Origin of the sequence: Lactobacillus sp. UMNPBX17, from assembly GCF_002553735.1 — a bacterium.
GTDB classification, from domain to species: domain Bacteria; phylum Bacillota; class Bacilli; order Lactobacillales; family Lactobacillaceae; genus Lactobacillus; species Lactobacillus gallinarum.
Genome location: NZ_PCYT01000102.1, coordinates 1 through 2,928, shown reverse-complemented (window position 1 = coordinate 2,928; position 2,928 = coordinate 1). Strand labels below are relative to the sequence as shown.

Annotated in this window: 3 protein-coding genes; all 3 read left to right on the top strand. The window is 32.6% G+C overall.

All coding sequences use genetic code 11. The features are described from left to right. Positions 1-139 precede the first annotated feature (139 nt). The 3 genes from CP368_RS09545 to CP368_RS11090 all read left to right on the top strand — a co-directional run bounded on the left by CP368_RS09545 (position 140) and on the right by CP368_RS11090 (position 2,850). Positions 140-1,606, top strand: a complete 1,467-nt coding sequence (locus CP368_RS09545) for an SLAP domain-containing protein (protein ID WP_098044217.1) — start codon at positions 140-142, stop codon at positions 1,604-1,606. A 201-nt stretch (positions 1,607-1,807) separates the two neighbouring features. Beyond that, on the top strand, positions 1,808-2,341 hold the full coding sequence (gene hpt, locus CP368_RS09540; RefSeq protein ID WP_087176391.1) for a hypoxanthine phosphoribosyltransferase: 534 nt from the start codon (positions 1,808-1,810) through the stop codon (positions 2,339-2,341). A 335-nt stretch (positions 2,342-2,676) separates the two neighbouring features. Next, positions 2,677-2,850, top strand: coding sequence for a hypothetical protein (locus tag CP368_RS11090; RefSeq protein ID WP_233187000.1), 174 nt, complete (start codon positions 2,677-2,679; stop codon positions 2,848-2,850). Positions 2,851-2,928 lie beyond the last annotated feature (78 nt).

Sequence of the window (2,928 nt, the reverse complement as noted above, 5' to 3'; positions counted from 1 at the left end):
GGCGCAAGCTAACGATCCACTAAGCCCTAGACTTCAGTCTAGGGTAGTTGACGTAACAAAGAGCAGGCATTCTATTAATGAGTGCCTGCTTTTGCTTGTTATAATTAAAAATATAAGTGAATTTTGATGAGGTAAAAAAATGAAATTAAAGCAAAAGATTGTATTAACTTCTGTAGCCACTTTACTAGCAGTTTCACCTACTGTCGGAATGATTCAACCGTCACAAACGGTTTTAGCAGCCACTAACAAACGGCAAATTAGTCAAAAAGATAAATTGAAGCTCAATCATAATGCCTATATTTATAATAAAAAAGGTAAGCATACTAAGAAGCTTTTGCGTAAAGGTACATTAGTTAAGTATCAAGGCAAGATTAGTCAAAATGATTTTGCGGATAACTTGTACTTTTATCAAAATTATTCAAATGCACACAGATATCAATTAACCATAACCAAGATTAAGGGTGCCGATTATTTTAAGATCGGTAAAAACCAATATATTAAAGCCGCAAATGTTGATGCTATCGATGGTAATAAGCTTTTATTTAATCAAACTACGGTAACAGTTAAAACGAAGGCGCCACAAATTTTTATGGCCAGCAAGAATAGAGCTTTGACTACCGGAAAATACTATAAAAAAGGTCAAAAGCTAGTTGTCGATCAATTAGGTGGCATGGACGTGTTAGCCAATAGTTTCCCTAATGCTTATCATATTAAAGGCACGGATTATTATATCTGGGCTAGAGATGTCACTGCCCGTCAAAACATGGACTCTATCAACTATGATGTTCGTAATACAACCGTTGTTGAGGTCAAAAGAGATAATAGTAAAGCACCATTATATGCATTTAACGGAGAAGTAATTACGCCTAAAGGTTTTGCTTGGACGAGTTTAGCACCAATAAAGGTTAATGGGGCCATCTATTTGTGGAACGAGCAGGAAAACAAAGCTGAGCTTTATTACCATTTAACCAATCATTATCAAAAAATGGCTAATTTGAAGACATCTCCTAGTTTCCCTGAGGTAGTTAAAATTAATACGGTAAAGATAGGGGATGCTTTTATTAAGGCTAGCGATGTAAAATATGTTGACGGTAAATTTTTAAAGCCGATTAATAGTGCTAGTCAGGCTGAAGATAATGCAAAAATTGCTATGTCTGAAAGCGAAGAATTAGATTTAAAGGATTTAATTAATAAGCAAATAGCAGTACAAGGTAGTATTAAGTACAAATTATCTAGTTTTTACAAACGGTATAACTATGATCAAGCGATTGATGATGCAAAATCTGTATTAAATAAGGATAGTGTGTCAGCTGCGCAAGCTCAATATTTGATTTGGAATATTAAGACAGCTAAAGATGAATTAGATGGTGCCAAAGTCAAAGTAGGAAATCTTAATAAATTGACGCAGAATGAAAGACTGGCTATTGAATTACTAGTTTCAAATGTTTACTCTAAGGAAACTGATACTGAATCACTTTATGGCCAGATGACTATGAGTGAAGCAGATGAATCCGTGTTTGAATTAAGCATTGAAAACGAAAGAGATCATAATAGGGTTATTTCTACGAAGATGATGAAGACTAGCGATTTTGCGGAAGAAAGATAATATCTGTTGACACAAAAATGGGGATGCATGATGCATTTCCATTTTTTATTTTGCTTTTGTTTCAGTAAAACACGAACGATTATTATATAAAATAATATCATTTTTAGCATTTTATCTATTTTTCAGGCGAAAACACTGTAATCTGTCAAAAATATATGCTAAAATCTGATCATTAGATGAACAAGAGGGGAAACATTTATAATGAACAACGATATTGAAAAAGTATTATTTACTCAGGAACAACTTAATAAACGGATGGATGAAATGGCTGAACGTTTAAATAAAAAATATGCTGGTCAAGAGCCAATTGTTATTCCTGTTTTAAATGGAGCAATGCTTTTTGCTAGTGATATGATCAAAAGATTAACATTCAAATTAACGGTTGATCCTATCAAGGCCTCAAGTTATGCGGGAACTTCTTCAACTGGTAATGTCAAAATTGTTCAAGATATTAAATCTGATGTTACTAATCATCCTGTGATTTTTATGGAAGATATTATTGATACTGGTCGCACTTTGAAGACACTTACTGAAGTAATGAGAAAGCGCGGCGCTAAGAGTGTAGAAGTGGTTTCAATGCTTGATAAGCCAGAGACACGTGTGGTAGATTTCAAAGCTGATGACTATGCCTTTAAAGCACCTAATGCATTTTTAGTAGGATATGGACTTGACTATAACGGTTGGTACCGTAATCTTCCTTATGTAGGGGTCTTAAAGCAAGCAGTTTATGCATAATTTTTAAAAAATTAACCTCTATTTTAAAAATAGTTGATTTTAACAGTACTTTATATTATAATAATTATTTTTACTTATGTGAAAATCAAGAAAGGACTATAATACATATTGTAAAGGTACGTTTTATCAACTAAAGAGGTTAGTAAAATGAATAAAGATATTCAAAAATTCAAAAAAGGAATCGAGTACCCAGAGCAGTAAAATGGTATTCCACAAGCTTTCTTCCATAATCCAAAATATAAAAAGCTGAGTACCGATGCTCGTTATTTATATATAATTTTTACACTGAAGATGACTCAGTCACAAATAATGGCTGGGTAGATTCCGACGGAAACATGTATATTATTTATCCTGATCAAGATCTGATGGATGAAATGAATTGTAATTCTTTTACAGTAAATCGATTGAAAAATGAATTGATCAAGCATAATTTACTGTTAGAGGAAAATATGCCTTCTGGACATAGTGATCGACTATATCCGCTTAGAGTAAGCGAAATTTATAAATAAAAAATTAAGCACATTATTACCATCAATGTCATTAAGTTAAGACATTGACAAATTGATAGTTTAAGCTTTTAGATCATT